Annotated in this window: 17 protein-coding genes and 2 riboswitches; of the genes, 8 read left to right on the forward strand and 9 right to left on the reverse strand. The window is 70.5% G+C overall.

Annotated elements, in window-relative coordinates:
- Window positions 1–9 precede the first annotated feature (9 nt).
- The 8 genes from ACZ50K_RS07400 to ACZ50K_RS07435 all read right to left on the reverse strand — a co-directional run bounded on the left by ACZ50K_RS07400 (window position 10) and on the right by ACZ50K_RS07435 (window position 8827).
- A complete protein-coding gene (locus ACZ50K_RS07400; RefSeq protein WP_468898677.1) occupies window positions 10–1107 on the reverse strand; it encodes an ABC transporter ATP-binding protein in 1098 nt (365 codons plus the stop codon).
- Window positions 1104–2189: an ABC transporter ATP-binding protein gene (locus tag ACZ50K_RS07405; RefSeq protein ID WP_468898679.1), complete on the reverse strand. Its 1086-nt coding sequence runs from the start codon at window positions 2187–2189 to the stop codon at window positions 1104–1106. Before ACZ50K_RS07405 ends, ACZ50K_RS07400 begins: the two co-directional genes overlap by 4 nt.
- Entirely contained in the window at window positions 2186–3187 is a 1002-nt protein-coding gene (locus ACZ50K_RS07410) for an ABC transporter permease (protein WP_468898681.1), read from the reverse strand. The genes ACZ50K_RS07405 and ACZ50K_RS07410 overlap by 4 nt, the downstream gene beginning before the upstream one ends.
- Before the next feature lie 117 nt (window positions 3188–3304).
- Window positions 3305–5074: an ABC transporter substrate-binding protein gene (locus tag ACZ50K_RS07415; RefSeq protein WP_468898684.1), complete on the reverse strand. Its 1770-nt coding sequence runs from the start codon at window positions 5072–5074 to the stop codon at window positions 3305–3307.
- A gap of 42 nt (window positions 5075–5116) precedes the next feature.
- The gene (locus ACZ50K_RS07420; RefSeq protein ID WP_468898686.1) at window positions 5117–6112 is read right to left on the reverse strand and encodes an ABC transporter permease; all 996 of its coding nucleotides are present in this window, start codon (window positions 6110–6112) and stop codon (window positions 5117–5119) included.
- Window positions 6113–6513: 401 nt separating this feature from the next.
- Window positions 6514–7254, reverse strand: coding sequence for an enhanced serine sensitivity protein SseB C-terminal domain-containing protein (locus ACZ50K_RS07425; protein ID WP_468898688.1), 741 nt, complete (start codon window positions 7252–7254; stop codon window positions 6514–6516).
- Window positions 7255–7354: 100 nt separating this feature from the next.
- Window positions 7355–8089 (reverse strand): enhanced serine sensitivity protein SseB, encoded by a 735-nt coding sequence (locus ACZ50K_RS07430; RefSeq protein ID WP_468898690.1) that lies wholly within the window; start codon window positions 8087–8089, stop codon window positions 7355–7357.
- A gap of 120 nt (window positions 8090–8209) precedes the next feature.
- Window positions 8210–8827, reverse strand: coding sequence for an AAA family ATPase (locus tag ACZ50K_RS07435; RefSeq protein ID WP_468899857.1), 618 nt, complete (start codon window positions 8825–8827; stop codon window positions 8210–8212).
- A gap of 349 nt (window positions 8828–9176) precedes the next feature.
- A riboswitch (glycine riboswitch) is annotated at window positions 9177–9282 on the forward strand.
- Between the two features lie 186 nt (window positions 9283–9468).
- On the opposite strand from ACZ50K_RS07435, the gene gcvT reads away from it, so the two are divergent.
- From gcvT to ACZ50K_RS07475, 8 genes are all read left to right on the forward strand, one after another.
- Entirely contained in the window at window positions 9469–10584 is a 1116-nt protein-coding gene (gene gcvT, locus ACZ50K_RS07440) for a glycine cleavage system aminomethyltransferase GcvT (RefSeq protein WP_468898693.1), read from the forward strand.
- Window positions 10585–10663: 79 nt separating this feature from the next.
- Window positions 10664–11041 carry a glycine cleavage system protein GcvH gene (gcvH, locus tag ACZ50K_RS07445; RefSeq protein ID WP_468898695.1) on the forward strand — a complete coding sequence of 126 codons (378 nt, stop codon included), beginning with the start codon at window positions 10664–10666 and terminating at the stop codon, window positions 11039–11041.
- A 35-nt stretch (window positions 11042–11076) separates the two neighbouring features.
- A complete protein-coding gene (gene glyA / locus ACZ50K_RS07450; protein WP_468898697.1) occupies window positions 11077–12333 on the forward strand; it encodes a serine hydroxymethyltransferase in 1257 nt (418 codons plus the stop codon).
- Between the two features lie 168 nt (window positions 12334–12501).
- Window positions 12502–14181: an APC family permease gene (locus ACZ50K_RS07455; RefSeq protein ID WP_468898700.1), complete on the forward strand. Its 1680-nt coding sequence runs from the start codon at window positions 12502–12504 to the stop codon at window positions 14179–14181.
- A gap of 137 nt (window positions 14182–14318) precedes the next feature.
- Complete coding sequence (locus ACZ50K_RS07460; protein ID WP_468898703.1) at window positions 14319–15701, forward strand: L-serine ammonia-lyase; 1383 nt, start codon at window positions 14319–14321, stop codon at window positions 15699–15701.
- Window positions 15702–15841: 140 nt separating this feature from the next.
- Window positions 15842–16252, forward strand: a complete 411-nt coding sequence (locus ACZ50K_RS07465; RefSeq protein WP_468898705.1) for an SsgA family sporulation/cell division regulator — start codon at window positions 15842–15844, stop codon at window positions 16250–16252.
- A 123-nt stretch (window positions 16253–16375) separates the two neighbouring features.
- Window positions 16376–16906, forward strand: coding sequence for an AMIN-like domain-containing (lipo)protein (locus ACZ50K_RS07470; RefSeq protein ID WP_468899860.1), 531 nt, complete (start codon window positions 16376–16378; stop codon window positions 16904–16906).
- Window positions 16907–16938: 32 nt separating this feature from the next.
- Window positions 16939–17196 (forward strand): Scr1 family TA system antitoxin-like transcriptional regulator, encoded by a 258-nt coding sequence (locus ACZ50K_RS07475; protein ID WP_468898708.1) that lies wholly within the window; start codon window positions 16939–16941, stop codon window positions 17194–17196.
- Between the two features lies 1 nt (window position 17197).
- Here the strand turns inward: ACZ50K_RS07475 and ACZ50K_RS07480 are convergent, their stop codons facing one another.
- Window positions 17198–17767, reverse strand: coding sequence for a DJ-1/PfpI family protein (locus ACZ50K_RS07480; protein ID WP_468898711.1), 570 nt, complete (start codon window positions 17765–17767; stop codon window positions 17198–17200).
- Window positions 17768–17841: 74 nt separating this feature from the next.
- A riboswitch (cobalamin riboswitch) is annotated at window positions 17842–18035 on the forward strand.
- Window positions 18036–18050 lie beyond the last annotated feature (15 nt).

An 18050-nucleotide genomic window follows, 5' to 3' on the forward strand; every position in this document is an offset into this window, starting at 1 on the left:
CGGGACCGCCTACGCGTCGGCCGGGGGCTCCGGGGTGCCCGCGAGGGGCGGGTCCGAGGGGACCTGGTCGGGGCCGTTCTCCGGGTGGTGGCAGGCCACCTGGTGGCCCGTCTTCAGGGCGATCAGCGGGGGCTCCTGGGTGGTGCAGACCTGGGTGGCCTTCCAGCACCGGGTGTGGAACCGGCAGCCGCTCGGCGGGGCGATCGGCGAGGGCACGTCGCCCTTGAGCAGGATGCGGCCGCTCTTGGCGCCGCGCCGGCGCGGGTCCGGGACCGGCACCGCCGACAGCAGCGCCTTGGTGTACGGGTGCATCGGCGCCTCGTACAGGGACTTGCGGTCGGTCAGCTCGACGATCTTGCCGAGGTACATCACCGCGATCCGGTCCGACACGTGCCGGATCACCGACAGGTCGTGCGCGATGATCACATAGGTGAGGCCGAGCTCGTCCTGGAGGTCGTCCAGCAGGTTCACCACCTGCGCCTGGATCGACACGTCCAGCGCGGACACCGGCTCGTCGGCCACCACCAGCTTGGGCTTGAGCGCCAGCGCCCGGGCGATCCCGATGCGCTGCCGCTGACCGCCGGAGAACTCGTGCGGGTAGCGGTTGTAGTGCTCGGGGTTCAGGCCCACCAGGGACAGCAGCCGCTGCACCTCGGCCTTGATCCCGCCCTCCGGGGTGACCCCCTGGAGCCTGAAGGGGGCGGAGACGATCGCACCGACCGTGTGGCGCGGGTTCAGCGAGCCGTACGGGTCCTGGAAGATCATCTGCACGTCGCGGCGCAGCGGCCGCATCCCGGAGACCCCGAGGTGGGTGATGTCCCGGCCCTCGAACTCCACGGTGCCGCCGGTGGGCTCCAGCAGCCGGGTGATCAGCCGGCCCATGGTGGACTTGCCGCAGCCGGACTCGCCGACCACTCCGAGGGTCTCCCCGCGGCGCACGTCGAAGTCGATCCCGTCGACCGCCTTGACGGCACCGACCTGCCGGCGGAGCAGCCCCTTGTTGATGGGGAAGTGCTTGACCAGGCCGGTGACCCTCAGCAGGGTGTCCGGGGCCGCCGAGGCCTCCTCCGGAAGCGTGGGCGCGCCCGCTTTCTTGATGTCGGTCACAGCTTCGGCGCAATCTCTTCGGTCCAGATCCGGGTCCGCTCCTCCTGCGTCATGTGGCAGGCGGACCAGTGCCGTTCACCGTCGGCGGTGGCGAGCTCCGGACGGACGGTCCGGGTCAGGTTGTCCTTGGGGACGTCGGCGAACGGGCAGCGCGGGTGGAAGGCGCAGCCGCTCGGGATGTTGATCAGGCTGGGCGGGGAGCCCTTGACCGGGATCAGCCGCTCGGTCTGGTCGCGGTCGATGCGCGGCATGGAGCCGAGCAGTCCCCAGGTGTAGGGGTGGCGGGGCTCGTAGAAGACCTTCTCGGCGGTGCCGCGCTCGACGCACCGGCCGCCGTACATCACCAGGATGTCGTCGGCCATCTCGGCGACCACGCCGAGGTCGTGGGTGATCATGATGACCGCGGAGCCGAACTCCTTCTGGAGGTCGCGGATCAGGTCCAGGATCTGCGCCTGGACGGTGACGTCCAGGGCGGTCGTCGGCTCGTCCGCGATCAGCAGCTCGGGGTTGTTGACCAGGGCCATCGCGATCATGGCGCGCTGGCGCATACCGCCGGAGAACTCGTGCGGGTAGGCGTCGACCCGCCGGTGCGGTTCGGGGATGCCGACCCGGTCGAGCATCTCGACGGCCCGGGTGCGGGCCGTCTTCTTGTCGACGTCGTGGTGGGTGCGGTAGGCCTCGACGATCTGCTTGCCGACCGTGTAGTACGGGTGCATGGCGCTGAGCGGGTCCTGGAAGACCATGGCCATCTTGCGGCCGCGCAGCCGGCGCACCTCGTCCGCTCCGGCGCGCAGCAGTTCCTCGCCGTCGAGCCAGACCTCGCCCTCGATGGCGGGGCGGCTGCGGGAGTGCCCGGTGCGGTGCAGGCCCATGAGGGCCAGCGAGGTGACGGACTTGCCGGAGCCGGACTCGCCGACGATGCCGAGGGTCTTGCCCCGCTCCAGGTCGAAGGAGAGCCCGTCGACGGACTTGACGATGCCGTCGTCGGTCGGGAAGTGCACCTTGAGGTCGCGGACGGAGAGGAAGGCCTCGCCGCGCGGGCCCGACTGCTGGGGCACCAGGGGGGTGGGGGTCTCGGTCACGTCAGCCTCACGCGCGGGTCGATGACGACGTACAGCATGTCCACGACCAGGTTCGCCAGGACCACGAACAGTGCCGCGATCAGGGTCACGCCCATGATCACGGGCAGGTCGCCGTCCCGGATGGCGCCGACGGCCGCCGTGCCGAGGCCCTGGAAGTTGAAGGTGGTCTCGGTCAGCACCGCGCCGCCGAGCAGGCCGCCGAAGTCCAGGCCGAACATGGTGACCAGCGGGGTGAGGGTGGAGCGCAGGGCGTGCTTGCGGATGACCACGCGCTCGGTGAGTCCCTTGGCGCGGGCGGTGCGGATGTAGTCCTCGCCCATCACTTCGAGCATGGTGGCCCGGGTGATGCGGGCGTAGGTGGCGGCGAAGAGGAAGGCCAGGGTGACCCAGGGCAGGATCATGCTGTTCAGCCAGGCCCCGGGATCCTCGGTCAGCGGTTTGTAGTTGGAGACGTCCAGCCAGCCCAGCCCGTAGACCAGGATGGCCGGGGCGAGCATGCCGGTGAAGAAGATCGGCAGGGACACCCCGGCGAGGGCACCCACCATCACGGTCCGGTCGACGGCGGTGCGTCTCTTGAGCGCCGAGACCACACCGGTGAGCACACCGGCCACCACCCAGATCACGGCGGCGCCCAGTGCGAGCGAGACCGTGACCGGGATCCGGTCCAGCATCATGTCGAAGACCGGGGTCTCGCTCTTGAAGGAGTAGCCGAAGCACGGGGCCGGGCAGTGCGTCATCTCGGTGCCGGCGTCGTAGTCGCGGCCCGCGACGATGCCCTTGAGGAAGAGCAAGTACTGCTCGGAGATCGGCTTGTCGAAGCCCATCTTCACGCGGATGCCCGCCAGGGCGGTCTCATTGGTCTCGCGGCCGGCGTACATCAGCGCGGGATCGGACCCGGTGATCTTCGGCACCGCGAAGAAGATGCCGAAGGTGACCACGGAGACCACCAGCAGCGTGGCGACGACGTTGAACAGTCGCCGGATGAGGTAGACGAGCACTGCAGTCGGCCGCCAGGGCCGGCGGCCGCCGCCCCTTGTGGGGACGGCAGCCGCCGCCTGCGGCCTTCACCTGCCCTTCGGACTAGCGCATGTGCGGTGAAGGCACGTAGCTGACTGTTACTTGACGACGCCCACCGTGGCGAGGTCGATCTTGCCCATGGACTCGTTGAAGTAGACGTTCGTCAGACGCGGGTTGTGGTAGACGAAGGCCTTGTCGAAGTTGATGGGGAGGTACAGGGCCTTCTCCATCACCTTCTTGTTGATGTCCGTGTAGAACGGCGCCGCCTCTTCGGGGGTCTTCGCCGCGGCGGCGTCGTCGAAGAGCTTGTTGATCTCGGCGTCGTTCAGCTCGGCGTAGTTGTTGTTGCCGTTCGGGAGGATGAACGAGCCGTCCACCAGCGGCTGGAGGAAGCCGGAACCGGAGTTGTAGTCGGCGCCCCAGCCCATGACGATGATGCCGTAGCCCTTCTTCTTCACGTTCTCGGGCGAACCGATCGTGGAGGAGGAGAGCTTGCCGTCGTACTGGTCGATCTTGGCCTTGATGCCGACCTTGGAGAGGGCTTCCTGGAGCGACTCGGCGGTCTTGACCTCGGCGGCGCGGTTGTTGCGGACCGCGATGGTGGTCTCGAACCCGTCGGGCTTGCCACAGGCCTGGAGGGCCGCCTTGGCCTTGTCGATCTGCGGCTTGCCGCCGGTCAGACCGAACGGGTCGTAGGACTTGTCGGAGCCGGGGATGCCGGGCGGCAGCATGTTGGCGCCGAGGTCACCGCTGGTCGGGCCGCCGCGGGCGGTCTGGAGGGACTTCGGGTCGGCCGCGTAGATGACGGCCTTGCGGCACTCGATGTTGTCGAAGGGGGCGACCTTCTGCGGGAACACCATGTAGCGGATGTAGCCCGTGAACGGGTTGTCCGCGTTCGCCTTGAGCTTGGAGTCCTTGAGGACCTTGTTCTTCGCGGCCTGGAGCAGACCGGTGCCGTCGACCGCGAGGTCGATGTCACCGTTGAGCAGGCGCTGGTCCATGTCCTCGGCGTTGGTGGTCACCGTGAAGGAGACCTTGTCCGGCAGACCCTTGCGGATCGTGTCGGTCTTCGGGTCCCAGTGCTCGTTCCGGACGAAGGTGGCGCCCTTGCCGGCGGTGAAGCTCTCCACCTTGTACGGGCCCGTGGAGAACGGCTTGTTGGTGTACTTGGCGCCGGTGTCCTTGCCCGCCGGGACCGGCGAGGAGGACGGCATCGCCAGCAGGTAGCTGAAGTCCGAGTTGGCGGAGGCCAGGTTGAAGACGATCGTCTTGTCGTCCGGCGTCTGGACCGACTTCAGACCCATCTTGTTGGGGTCGGTGTCCTTGTACGGGCCGGGGTACTTCTGGCCCTGGTCGAGGATGTCGATCAGGTAGGTCGGACCGCCGGACAGCACGTCCTGCGCGAAGACGCGCTCGATGCCGTACTTGATGTCCTTGGAGGTGACGGGGGTGCCGTCCTCGAACTTCACGCCGTCCTTGAGCTTCAGCGTGTAGGTCTTGCCGTCGTTGCTGATGACCGGCAGGGCCTCGGCGAGGTCCGGGACCAGCTTGGTGCCGTCCTTGCCCGGCTTGCTGTCGTAGGCCAGCAGCTGGCGCACGTACAGGCGCTGCATGTTCCACACGAAGCCGTAGTAGGCGCGCGCCGGGTCGAGGTAGTCGACGTCCTGCGGGGACCAGAGCTTGAGCTCCCCGCCCTTCTTGTCGGACGCGTTGACGACACCCTTGGTCGCGGCGTCGAAACCGGCGCCGCCCGGAGCGCTGCTCTCCGAGCCGCTCTTGTCCTTGCCGTCGTCGCCCCCGCACGCGGCGGTCAGCGACAGGGCGGCGATCACGGCGGTGATCGCGAGGGCCTGCTTTCTGCGGATCACGATGTGTCCAACCTCCAGGAATGGGTGAATCGTTGAAGCGGTTCAGCTGCCCTTGGGGTCGAGTGCGTCGCGCAGCCCGTCCCCGAAGAGGTTGAACGCCAGGACAGTGATGAAGATCGCGAGACCGGGGACGACCATGAACATCGGTGCGTCCTGGTAGATGGGGACGGCGTCGGACAGCATCTTTCCCCAGGACGCCGTGGGCGGTTTCACGCCGGCGCCGAGGAAGCTGAGCGCCGCCTCCGTCAGGATGTTGGTCGGGATGATCAGGGTCGCGTAGACCAGGATCGGGGCGATCAGGTTGGGCAGCAGCTCCTTGATCAGGATGTAGCCGCGGCCCGCTCCGAGGCTGCGCGCCGCCTCCACGTACTCGCGCTCCCGCATCGAGATCGTCTGGCCCCGGACGATGCGTCCGATGTACGGCCAGCCGAAGAAGCCGATGACGAGGACGAGTACGCCCATCCGGACCCCGGTGCCCTCGAACCCCCAGACGGAGTTCGGGACCACCGAGACCAGGGCGATGGTGAACAGCAGCTGCGGGAAGGCCAGCAGCAGGTCCATCAGGCGGCTGATCAGCGCGTCGACCCAGCCGCCGAGGAAGCCCGCCAGGGCGCCCAGCAGGCTGCCGATGACCACGGAGACGAAGGCCGCGAGGAAGGCCACGGTCAGCGAGATCCGGGCGCCGTAGACGATCCGGCTGAACACGTCGCGCCCGTTGGTGGGTTCGACGCCCAGCAGGAAGTCGGAGCTCATCCCGCCGAACGAACCGACCGGCGTCCCGAACTCCGGGTCCAGCATGTCCTCGTGGAACTCGTTGGGCGGGTGGCCCAGCAGGCTCACGATCTGCGGGGCGAACACCGCGACCAGGATCAGGAGGATCACGACGATGCCGCCGGTCAGCGCGATCTTGTCGCGCTTCAGGCGCATCCAGGCGATCTGGCCCGGAGAGCGGCCTTCGATGGCCTTCGCGGGGACGTCGGCTACGGCAACGGCCGCGGGGGCTTGTTCCGCGCTCGTGTCGTGCAGTGGTGCCGTCATCGTGGTGGGGACCCCTCTCGGCCGACGGGTGGGCCGGCCCATGCCCGCCGCTGTGGCGGCGTTGGTGCGGAGTGGCGCTGAGAAATTCCTTTGACGAGCCGGAGATCGGGAGGACTGATCGGCTCTTGGTGGGGGAGTCTTCATCGGCCGCTCGATCAGCCGCCAGACCCGCAGATGAAAGGATGCGCAACCGTGATGTGACGGTCCGATTCCCGTTATCCGGACTTCGCTCACGTCTGAGCGGAGCAAGACCGTCCGTTCGGTACGCAATCGGACATCAGCCCCAACAGCCCCTTCCGGTGCGCTACTTGGGCATGCGGCACCGGCCAAATCCGGACAAGGGCCGAGGCATGGCAAAGGCCGCACAGAACGGTCTGTTCCGTGCGGCCCGGCGGGATGTCTCAGTAGGTGGGCGCGTGCGCCTCACGGTCGTAGAAGGGCCGGGCACGGGCCCTCAGCCACATGGCGACCGGGTCGTGTTCGTCGGCCAGCGCCACCGTGCACACCGGCACGCCCTCGGGGACCGCCCCGACGGACTGGCGCATCATCTCGCGCACCGACTCCAGCGCGGTCGGGGAGGCGTCGTAGAGGTCGAGCCCCACCGCGAGGTACGGCAGTCCCAGCGCGGGCTGCACCCAGGCGCGGCGGAGCGAGCGGACGGCCGGGGTGCGGTGCGCGTGCTGGGTCAGCAGCCCGTAGAACTGCGGAAGCTCCAGCGCGGGCTCGGAGAGCCGCAGCGGGCCGGCCGGCATCCGGTCCAGCCCGGTGGCCACCCGGCGCAGGTCCGCCCAGGGGATGCCGAGGCCGCCGCCGGTCTCGTGCGGATTCAGCCACAGGCCCCAGCGGTCGGGGTAGAGGGCCCGGGCGACATCGCGGCCGGTGACCACCTCGTAGCCGCGGTTCCAGCCGCTGGCGGCCAGCTCCTGCGGGGAGGTGACACAGGGCGCGTAGCCGAGCCCGTCGACCTCCATGCCGCCGTACTGGCCGTCCGGTGATCCGGGCTGCCCCTGCCAGAGCAGCATCCAGACGCGGCCCTCGGCGAGGGCGCGCAGCAGTGACTCGTAGCCGTCGTAGCGCCCGGGAGCCACCTGCCGCAGCATGTGCTCGACCTGCCCGGCCGCGGCCGTGCCTGACGCACTCACCCGGTACCCCTCTTTTCGTCCGCCCGTCGTCCGGCCCGGACGCTCCGCCCGGAAATGAAAACAGCTTACGGGGCGCCCGGCCCGGTCCGTGAGACCCGCCCTAGCCCACGTAGAACGGGTGCACGCGCTCACGGATGTGGTCGGCCACGGGATCGTCGGTGGCGTCCAGCAGGATCAGGTGGACGGGCCAGGGCGGCTGGACCCGGTTGAGGGCGCGGGCCAGGGCGTCCATCGGGGCGTCCCGGTGCTCGGTCAGCTGTCCCAGCAGGCGGACACCGATCCACAGCTCGGGGGCCCCGCCCTCCACGCTGGCCAGGCAGCGGTGCGCGGCGGCGACCACGCCGATGGCGCGGAACTCCTCGGCGGCGGCGGTCAGGAAGTCCACCGGGTCGTCCTGCCAGTCCGGCTCGAAGAGCCGGACCCGGCCGCCGGAGGCCGGGCCGTCGAGTTCGCTGCCGCCGGACCGGCACAGTTCGGCCACGGCGGGCGGCGGCAGCGGGACGCCGACGGCGCCCTCCGGGTTCACGGCGACCCCGATCTGCGGGGGGAGCCCGCGGGCGAACTCCACGGCGGGGACCACGGCGAAGTCCATGCCGGGGCCGACGCAGGCCAGGAACTGGGCCTCGGAGCTGTAGACCGGGACGTAGGCGTCGCCGCCGATCTCCATGGTGGGCAGCCGGAGGGAGGCGCTGTCGGGGGCGCCGCCCTCGGGCAGCGGGACCCAGAGCTCGCTGCGGGCCAGTGTCCGGAGGATGCGGCCGCCGGCCTCGGGGTGGCCGAGGAAGGCGCCGAGCACCCGCTCCAGCTCGTTGGCGGGCCAGCCGTTGCCCTGCATCTCGCACGTCTCCTTAGGTGTTCTGCGCCGCGTGTCCGCGCGCTGCGCCGCGTTTCCGCGCGTCCGCGATCTCCGCGCGCGTGTCCGCGTACCCGCGTCCGCGCCCGAGCGTAGTGGGGGCTATCGGCCGAAGGTGATCCGGGTCAGCCGGTTGGCGGCGGGCCGGTCCAGCAGGGTGGCCGTGGTGCAGCCGGCCGGGAGCCGCCCGGCCTCGGCCCCGCGCAGCAGCCGGGTCACGGCGGCCCGGTGCCGGGCGAAGGCGTAGGCCGAGACCCCGCGGCCGCGGGCCGCCTGCCCGGACAGGGCCTCCGCCGGGCTGGCGTCCAGCAGCAGCAGGTGCAGGGCCCGGCCGCGGCGGCGGGCGGCGCGGGCCAGCAGGCCGCGGACCCAGCTCTGGGTGCCGCAGTCGTGGACCACCACCGAGCGGCCGGACCGCAGGGCCCGCGCCAGCCCGGCGTAGTGCGCCACCCGGACCAGCGGGCGGTAGACGGCGTACGGCAGCCGGGCGGGCATCATCGCCTCCCAGCGCTCGCGGACGTCCTGGGAGTCGATCCCGCCGTCCTCGACGGTCCGCTTGATCAGGGTGCTCTTGCCGCCGCCGGGCAGGCCGGAGACCACCACGACGTCCCCGTCGGCGAACCGCAGCTCCGCCGGAGGGCGGCCGCCGCCGCGCAGGTCGCGCACGTATCCGGGGACGGCGCCCTCGACGGCGGCCGCCGCGCCCGCCAAGCCCGCCACGGCCGGCCGGAGCGCCTCGGGGCCGCGCGCGCCCGGCTGCGCCGGGACCGCCGCCACCGCCGCAGCCGGTCCCCCGACCCCGCCGCGTCCGCCCAATCCGCTCAGCCCGCCCAGCCCGCTCGATCCATCAGGTCCGTCCGGTCTCCGCACAGTGATCGCCTCCCCCGCCTCGGGTCACCAGGACCCTTCCCACCGAGTGTAAAGAGACGGTAATCCGGTGGACATGGTTCCGGTCCGGGACGGGCCGGAACCACCGTCCGACCGGTCGGCTTTCGGGCCCGCCCGCCCATCTGCCCCCGGGCCGTGCAATGATGTGCGCCATCTGGACACCAACTGCATACCGGCCGCTTGAATCCGCGCGGGAGAGTCCCGGAAGCCGTCGCCGTGCGACGGACCGGGCGCCGAAGGAGCAAGAACTCCCTTGAATCTCTCAGGCCCCGTACCGCGTGGATGAGGCAGATCTGAAAAGCGAGCCGCCCGCGGCGGCTCCACCCAAGGTGCAAGCCGAGATCCGTTCCCCACACCGGCATGATCCGTCATGTTCAGGAACTCTCGGCGAACCTCTCAGGTTCCGATGACAGATGGGGAGGATCGTCCTCGCCATGCCTTTGTCGACGCCCTGGGACCTGGGAGCCGTACCCATGAGCAATGCCCCCCGCCTGACCGCCCTCGATGCGCTGCACCGCTCGCTCGGTGCGACCATGACCGACTTCGCGGGCTGGGACATGCCGCTGCGCTACGGCAGCGAGCGCGACGAGCACAACGCCGTCCGCACCCGGGCCGGTCTGTTCGACCTGTCCCACATGGGCGAGATCACCCTGACCGGCCCGGAGGCCGTGAAGGTCCTCGACTACGCGCTGGTCGGCAACATCTCCACGGTCGGCGTCGGCCGCGCCCGCTACACGCACATCTGCGTGGAGGACGGCGGCATCCTCGACGACCTGATCGTCTACCGCCTCGGCGAGACCGAGTTCATGGTGGTGGCGAACGCCTCCAACGCCCAGGTGGTGCTGGACGCGATCACCGAGCGCGCCGCCGGGTTCGACGCCGAGGTCCGCGACGACCGCGACGCGTACGCGCTGATCGCGGTGCAGGGCCCGGAGTCCCCCGGCATCCTGAAGTCGCTGACCGACGCCGATCTGGACGGTCTGAAGTACTACGCCGGGCTGCCCGGCACGGTGGCCGGGGTGCCCGCGCTGATCGCCCGCACCGGCTACACCGGCGAGGACGGCTTCGAGCTGTTCGTGAAGCCGGAGCACGCCGTGGAGCTGTGGCAGGCGCTGACCGAGGCCGGTCAGGGCGTGGGCCTGGTGCCGGCGGGCCTGTCCTGCCGCGACACCCTGCGCCTGGAGGCGGGCATGCCGCTGTACGGGCACGAGCTGACCACCGACCTGACGCCGTTCGACGCGGGTCTGGGCCGGGTCGTGAAGTTCGAGAAGGAGGGCGACTTCGTGGGCCGGGCCGCCCTGGAGGCCGCCGCCGAGCGGGCCGCCTCGCAGGCCCCCCGCAAGCTGGTCGGCCTGATCGCCGAGGGCCGCCGGGTGCCGCGCGCCGGGTTCCCCGTGGTGGCCGACGGCAAGGTCATCGGCGAGGTCACCTCCGGTGCGCCCTCCCCCACCCTGGGCAAGCCGATCGCCATGGCGTACGTGGACGCCTCGCACGCCGCGCCCGGCACCTCCGGCGTCGGCGTGGACATTCGCGGTACCCATGAGCCGTACGAGGTCGTGGCGCTGCCGTTCTACAAGCGGCAGAAGTGACGGTTCCCCGTACCGGGACCCGTCTCACCATTCAAGACCAACGTTCATCCGCACTCGCCCCATCCAGGAGAATCAGGCCATGAGCAACCCCACGCAGCTGCGATACACCAAGGAACACGAGTGGGTCACCGCGGTCGACGCGGACGGCGTCGCCACGGTCGGCATCACCGAGTTCGCGGCCAACGCGCTCGGTGACGTCGTCTTCGCCCAGCTGCCCGAGGTGGGTGACACCGTCACCGCCGGGGAGACCTGCGGCGAGCTGGAGTCGACCAAGTCGGTCAGCGACCTGTACGCCCCCGTGACCGGTGAGATCGTCGAGGCCAACCAGGACGTCGTGGACGACCCCGCGCTGGTCAACACCGCCCCGTTCGAGGGTGGCTGGCTGTTCAAGGTGAAGATCACGGACGAGCCGGCCGACCTGCTCTCCGCCGACGAGTACACCGACTTCGCGGGCTGAGCCACCGGCCGGTCGTACGAGACCTAGGGAACCTGATGTCTGTACTGAACACCCCTCTGCACGAGCTCGACCCGGACGTCGCCGCCGCCGTCGACGCCGAACTCGTGCGCCAGCAGTCGACCCTGGAAATGATCGCCTCGGAGAACTTCGCTCCGGTGGCCGTCATGGAGGCCCAGGGTTCGGTCCTGACCAACAAGTACGCCGAGGGCTACCCGGGCCGCCGTTACTACGGCGGCTGCGAGCACGTGGACGTGGTCGAGCAGATCGCGATCGACCGGATCAAGGCGCTGTTCGGCGCCGAGGCCGCGAACGTGCAGCCGCACTCCGGTGCGCAGGCCAACGCGGCCGCGATGTTCGCGCTGCTGAAGCCGGGCGACACGATCATGGGCCTGAACCTGGCCCACGGCGGTCACCTGACCCACGGCATGAAGATCAACTTCTCCGGCAAGCTCTACAACGTGGTGCCGTACCACGTCGGCGAGGACGGCCAGGTCGACATGGCCGAGGTCGAGCGCCTCGCCAAGGAGTCCAAGCCGCAGCTGATCGTGGCCGGCTGGTCCGCCTACCCGCGCCAGCTGGACTTCGCCGCGTTCCGCCGGATCGCGGACGAGGTCGGCGCCTACCTGATGGTGGACATGGCGCACTTCGCCGGTCTGGTCGCCGCGGGCCTGCACCCGAACCCGGTGCCGCACGCCCACGTGGTCACCACCACCACCCACAAGACCCTCGGCGGTCCGCGCGGCGGGGTCATCCTGTCCACGCAGGAACTGGCGAAGAAGATCAACTCCGCGGTCTTCCCGGGTCAGCAGGGCGGCCCGCTGGAGCACGTGATCGCCGCCAAGGCGGTCTCCTTCAAGGTCGCGGCCTCGGCCGACTTCAAGGAGCGCCAGGAGCGCACCCTGGAGGGCGCGAAGATCCTCGCCGCCCGCCTGGTGCAGGAGGACGTCAAGGCGGTGGGCGTGGACGTGCTCACCGGCGGCACCGACGTGCACCTGGTCCTGGTCGACCTGCGGAACTCCGAGCTGGACGGCCAGCAGGCCGAGGACCTCCTGCACGCGCTGGGGATCACGGTCAACCGGAACGCCATCCCGAACGACCCGCGGCCCCCGATGGTCACCTCGGGCCTGCGGATCGGCACCCCGGCGCTGGCCACCCGCGGCTTCGGCGCGGAGGACTTCACCGAGGTCGCCGACATCATCGCCGAGGCGCTGAAGCCGGGCTACGACGCCGAGTCGCTGAAGGCCCGTGTCTCGGCCCTCGCCGCGAAGCACCCGCTGTACCCCTCGCTGTAACGGCGCCCGAGGGCCCGGCCGTGTGTTTTCCACAGGGCCGGGCCCTCGTTCATGACCTATGTCCCAGGTGGATGCCCCCTATCGCCTCTGAAACATCCAAAAAATGGCAAATAGGCTCCGAATAAGCAGACAACGCTTGTACGGCATCCCCTCAGGACGGACACCACCATGGACATGAGCGCGGCGAACAGGAAGGGACTCAGTCTCTTCGCGCTGATCATGATCGGCATCGGTTCGATCTTCGGCTCCGGCTGGCTCTTCGGGGCCGGCACCGCCGCCCAGGTCGCGGGCCCGGCGGCGCTGGTCGCCTGGGTCATCGGCGCCGTGTTCATCGGCATGATCGCCATGTCCTACGCCGAGGTCGGCGCGGCCTACCCGATCCCCGGCGGCATGGCCCGCTACGGCTCCATCTCGCACGGCCCGGTGCTCGGCTTCATCACCGGCTGGGCGGTGTGGATCGCGGTGGCCTCGCTGATCCCGATCGAGTCCATCGCCGCCACCCAGTACATGTCCTCCTGGAGCTTCGGCTGGGCCAAGGACCTGGTCGACCCCGGCTCCCACCAGCTGACCGGCTTCGGCATGGCGGTCGCGCTGCTGCTGACCGTACTGCTGTGGCTGTCCTGCTACTGGTCGGTCCAGCTGCTCGCCAAGATCAACTCCATGCTGACCCTGGTCAAGTTCGCCATCCCGGTGCTCGCCGTGATCGCCCTGATCGCCTCCGGCTTCCACGGCGAGAACTTCAGCGCGCACGGCGGCTTCGCCCCCAACGGCTGGACCGCCGTCCTGACCGCCGTCACCACCTCCGGCGTGGTCTTCGCCTTCAACGGCTTCCAGGCCGTGGTCAACCTCGGCGGGGCCGCCAAGAACCCGGGCCGCGCCATCCCGATCGCCCTGGTCGGCGCGCTCTCCCTGGGCCTGGTCATCTACCTGGCCCTGCAGACCGCCTTCCTCGGCGCCGTCCCGCCGGAGCACCTCGCCCAGGCCGGCGGCTGGTCCGGGGTCAACTTCAACTCGCCGTTCGCCGAGCTCGCCAAGCTGCTGATGATCCACTGGGTGGTGGTCATGCTCCAGTTCGGCGCCTTCATCTCCCCCGCAGGCTCCAACATCGCCAACGTGGCCTCGGCCGCCTACATGGTCCAGAACCTCTCCGAGACCGGCTTCTTCCCGAAGAGGCTCAAGGAGACCCACCCGGTCTACGGCACCGCCCGCCCGGCCATGTGGATGAACCTCGGCTTCTCGGTGCTGCTGCTGGTCACCGTGGGCCACAGCTGGAAGACCCTGGCCCCGATCATCTCCGCCGCGATGGTCATCTCGTACCTGATCGGCCCGGTCGCGGTCGGTGTCTTCCGCCGCACCAAGCCCGAACTCCCCCGCCCCTTCACCCTGCCCTTCGCCCGTGTCCTGTGCCCGCTGACCTTCGTCTTCGCCGCCTGCGCGCTGTACTGGTCGAAGTGGCCGAACACCGGCATCGTCACCGCCCTCACCCTGCTGGCCGCCCCGATCGCCGCCCTGGTGCTCTCCCGCAAGGGCGAGCGCGACCTGCTCCGGCAGTTCGCCCCGGCCTGGTGGATCGTCTTCTTCCTCGGCGCCCTGTCCCTGCTCTCCTACCTGGGCAGCACGGACTTCGGCGGCCGCGGCACCATCCCCGGCGGGGTGGACATCGCCCTGGTAGCGGCGATGGCCCTGGGCACCTACTACTGGGCCGTACAGGCCGGCCTCCGGGCCCACCTGGCCGGGCTGCCCGGCCCGGACCCGGTCCTGGACGGCGAGGCCGGCGCCGCCGCCCGCATCCCGGAACCGGGCACCGGACCCGACCAGGACCACGAGCGTGAGTTGACTCACGCCTGACCGTCACCGCCCCGACCCGTCCGGCAGACGACTCGTTCACACGACCGCGATACGCTCGTCTGCCGGACAAAATCCGCCGAATCGCCCCGCACCGCACCTGCCCCCGCACCCCACGAGCAGACAAGGGAGTCTCCCCCGTGGCCATCTCCGTCTTCGATCTCTTCTCGATCGGCATCGGTCCCTCCTCCTCCCACACCGTCGGCCCCATGCGCGCGGCCCGGATGTTCGTCACCCGGCTCAAGAAGGACGGCCTGCTCGCCCAGACCGCCTCCGTCCGCGCCGAGCTGTACGGCTCGCTGGGCGCCACCGGCCACGGCCACGGCACCCCGAAGGCGGTCCTGCTGGGCCTGGAGGGCCACTCCCCGCGCACCGTGAACGTGGAGACCGCCGACGACGAGGTGGAGCGGATCCGGCAGACCGGCAGACTGCGGCTGCTCGGCACCGAGATAGACGACGCCCACGAGATCCCCTTCGACGAGCCGAACCAGCTGATCCTGCACCGCCGCCGCTCCCTGCCGTACCACGCCAACGGGATGACCCTGTTCGCCTACGACGCGGCCGGCGCCCCGCTGCTGGAGAAGACCTACTACTCGGTCGGCGGCGGGTTCGTCGTGGACGAGGACGCGGTGGGCGAGGACCGGATCAAGCTCGACGACACCGTGCTGAAGTACCCCTTCCGCTCCGGTGACGAGATGCTCCGGCTGGCCAAGGAGACCGGGCTGTCGATCTCCTCGCTGATGCTGGAGAACGAGAAGGCCTGGCGCACCGAGGAGGAGATCCGCGAGGGCCTGCTGGAGATCTGGCGGGTCATGCAGGCCTGCGTCTCCCGCGGCATGTCCCGCGAGGGCATCCTGCCGGGCGGCCTCCGGGTCCGGCGGCGGGCCGCCTCCACCGCCCGCCAGCTGCGCACCGAGGGCGACCCGATGATGCACCGCAGCGAGTGGACCACCATCTACGCGATGGCGGTCAACGAGGAGAACGCGGCCGGCGGCCGGGTGGTCACCGCCCCCACGAACGGCGCGGCCGGGGTGCTCCCCGCCGTCCTGCACTACTACACCAACTTCGTGCCCGGCGCGGACGAGGACGGGGTGGTCCGCTTCCTGCTCGCGGCCGGCGCGATCGGCATGCTCTTCAAGGAGAACGCCTCCATCTCCGGCGCCGAGGTCGGCTGCCAGGGCGAGGTCGGCTCGGCCTGCTCGATGGCGGCCGGCGCCCTCGCCGAGGTGCTCGGCGGCACCCCGGAGCAGGTGGAGAACGCGGCCGAGATCGGCATGGAGCACAACCTCGGTCTGACCTGCGACCCGGTGGGCGGTCTGGTGCAGATCCCGTGCATCGAGCGGAACGGCATGGCCGCGGTCAAGGCCGTCACCGCCGCCAAGATGGCGATGCGCGGCGACGGCAGCCACAAGGTCTCCCTGGACAAGGTCATCAAGACCATGAAGGAGACCGGCGCCGACATGAAGATCAAGTACAAGGAGACGGCGCGCGGCGGCCTCGCGGTCAACGTCATCGAGTGCTGATCCGCTCACGGCTCCCCCGAACCCCCGGGCCCCTCGGCCCGGGGGTTCGGGACTTTCGGCCGCCCGATCCCGGCGGGAGTCCGGGTTAGCGTGCCGGGGGACGCGTTCTTCGGGAACGTCCGGGGAACGGAGGACCCGCCATGGCCACGACCGAGCACCGTGAGATACCGCTGCTGCTGGAGGACGGCGGGATCGGCCCGGTCCCGCTGACCGGCCGGTTCGGCTACCGGCCGGACCGGCCGTACGAGGTGTCCGTGGACTTCCACGGCGCCGGCACCCACCTGGCGCACTGGGTGTTCGCCCGCGACCTGCTGCTGGACGGACTGCTCCGGCCGGCCGGCGAGGGCGACGTCCGGGTCCGCCCGGACGCCCGGGGCGGGGAGCCACGGGTGCGGCTCCGGTTCACCAACGGTCCGGCCGACTGCGTGCTCACGGCCCGGGCCCGGGACCTGCGCCGGCTCTGCCGCCGGATGACGGACCTGGTGCCGCGCGGGCTGGAGGACCGGCAGTACGACCTGGACGCCGAACTGAGCTGCCTGCTGTCACGCTGACGCGGCCGCGCCGTGGCGGTGATGTCGCGGCGGGGGAACCGTACGGCGAGGATGGATGTCTTCGTGGATGACAGCATTTCCCCCATCCCGGCCCGCCGGGATCCTGAGAAATCGGGGGACGCCATGTTCCATGCGCGTCGTCAGCGGCTCGTGGCCCTCGCCACGGGCGTCCTTCTCACCGCCGGACTGGCCCTCGCCGCCCCGGCCGCGGCCGCGACACCGGCCGCCACCACCGGGCCCGCGGCGGCCCGCACCCAGACCCCGCAGGTGGTCAACGCCCGCTGGGGAACCCACTGCACCTTCGACCGGCTCGTCGTCGACATCAAGGGCTACGTGCCCCAGGCCACCGTCCGCCGCGTCTCCAAGCTCGTCTACGACGGCTCCGGAAAGCCCGTCCCGCTGCCCGGCACGCACTTCCTGGAGATCCGCCTGAACCCGGCCGCCGCCCACAACGACGCCGGCCAGTCCGTCTACAAGGGACCCAAGCTCAAGAAGCTCCAGCTGCCCAAGCTGAAGGGCATCGCCCTGACCGGCGACTACGAGGGCTACGTGACCTTCGGCGCCGCCTTCACCACCAGGCCCGAGTACACGTCGTTCACCCTGCACTCCCCCGAACGCTTCGTCCTGGACATCAAGCACCCGAACACCTGCTGAACCGTGGCCAGCGCCGCGACGATGCGCATGCCGTGGCCGTGCTCCAGGAGATGGGCCGGCCGGATCTCGGGCTGCCGCTGGTACACGTGGTGATGGACGAGAGCGCCATCCGTCGGCCGATGGGCGGTGCGGACGCCATGGACCGCCAGTTGGCGCACCTGGCGGCCATGGCCGCACGTCCTGAGGTGACCATCCAGATCGCCCCGTTCACCCTGGCCGCGCTCGTCTTCCCGGACGCCGCCTTCGCCGCCTTCGTCGCCTTCGTCGCGGGCGCCAAGGCCGCGCGCTGACCTAGCCGCCGAGCGGAGCCTTGGCGCGGAGGACGGTGAGGAACTCCCGCATCCAGGCCGAGTGGTCGGGCCAGGCGCGGGACGAGACCAGGGTGCCGTCGACCACGGCCTCGGAGTCCTCGAAGGCGGCCCCGGCCCCCTTCATATCGGGCTCCAGGGCCGGGTAGGCGGTCACCCGGCGGCCGTCCAGGCCCCCGGCGGCCGCGGTGATCAGCGGGCCGTGGCAGATCTGCGCCAGCGGCTTGTCCGCCCCGGTGAAGGCGGCGACGATCCGCCGCACCTCCGGGTCGTTGCGCAGGTACTCGGGGGCCCGGCCGCCGGGGATCACCAGGGCGGCGTACTGCCCGGGGTCCACATCGGCGAAGGCCACGTCGGCCGGCCAGGTGTAGCCGGGCTTCTCCGTGTAGGTGTCGAAGCCCTCCTCGAAGTCGTGGACGACGAAGCGGAGCTTCTTCACGGAGGGTGCCGCGATGTGCACCTCGTACCCTTCCTCGCGCAACCGCTGGTAGGGGTAGAGGACTTCGAGCGACTCCGCCGCATCGCCGGTGACGATGAGGATCTTCGCTGCCATGGGCTGCTCCCGGTCGGCTGCTGGGGGGGTTCGGGCGAAGTCGACCCTGCCCGCGAGGGCCGCGGACAAACCGACTAGGGTCGGCTGGCCTTGGTGTTCGGGAAACCGGTGGGAAACCGGTGCGGCCCTCGCCACTGTGATCGGGAAGTCCGGCTCCACTCCTGCGGGAAGCCACTGGGCGGCCGCGGGGGACCGTGAGCCGCCCGGGAAGGCGGAGTCAGGGCGGCAACCCGTGAGCCAGGAGACCGGCCGGGGCGCGTTGTCCATCCACGAGGTGTTGGAG

The organism is Streptomyces sp. NPDC033845 (genome assembly GCF_055576225.1).